Annotated in this window: 1 pseudogene; it reads right to left on the reverse strand. The window is 66.9% G+C overall.

What is annotated here, in order from left to right:
- A pseudogene (locus ENZ74_RS35775) lies at positions 1–900 on the reverse strand (autotransporter outer membrane beta-barrel domain-containing protein); the annotation flags it as partial.

Consider the following 900-nt stretch of genomic DNA (forward strand, 5'->3'; position numbering starts at 1 on the left):
GCCACCGGCGTCCGCGGCACAGGCGGCATCGTTGCCTTCGCCGCCATTGCCGCCGATGCTGACATTTGCGGTAACGCTCGTGCCGGCGGTGCCGCCGACGTGGAAGGCCTGCGTGTTTGTCGCACCGCCCATGCCGCCACCGCCGCCGATCGATTGGGCAACAATGCCGGACGAATAGTCGCCGTCGGTGGTCAAATTGGCGGAATTCGTAACATCCACGGCACCGGACTTGTTGCCTGTGCCACCCGCCCCGCCGACACCAACGTTGACGGCGACGTTGACGCCGTTTTCTGTACCGAGATCGGCCGTCGCGCCATTGGTCGCTCCGCCGTTGCCGCCGCCGCCGCCGATCGACTGGGCAACGATCGCGGCGCTCATGTCCCCACCCGTCTTGATCGTCATGGCGTTGTGAACGGCGACATCGCCGCTGATGTTGCCCTTGCCGCCGCCGCCACCGATGGTGACTGTCGCATTGATGCTGGCGTTGACCCCGAAGCCGCCTGCAGCTCCCCAGGAATCGCCGCCATTGCCGCCGCTACCGGCCACCGATTGCGCGAGGATGCCGATCGCGTTGGCGCCTTTGGTAACGATGCTGCCGCCGCCATTCATGCCGCTGTCGACGATGACGAGGTCGCTCTTGCCACCGTCGCCACCCCAGCCACCAACAGTGACACCGAGTGAAACGCTGACCCCCGTGCTGGCTGCACCCGAAATCGTGGCAGCGCGGCCGCCATTGCCGCCGCCGCCGCCGATGGACTGGGCAACGATGCCGCCGGAACCGGCTGCGTCGGTGTCGGCAATCAGGTTGCCATCAGCCCGAACCGTTACCTTTCCACCATTGCCTCCGTTGCCGCCCTCGCCACCCACGGCAACCCCGACCGAAGCGGACACGTAGAGACC

The organism is Mesorhizobium sp. M7A.F.Ca.CA.002.15.2.1, assembly GCF_003998715.1.
GTDB lineage: Bacteria > Pseudomonadota > Alphaproteobacteria > Rhizobiales > Rhizobiaceae > Mesorhizobium > Mesorhizobium ciceri.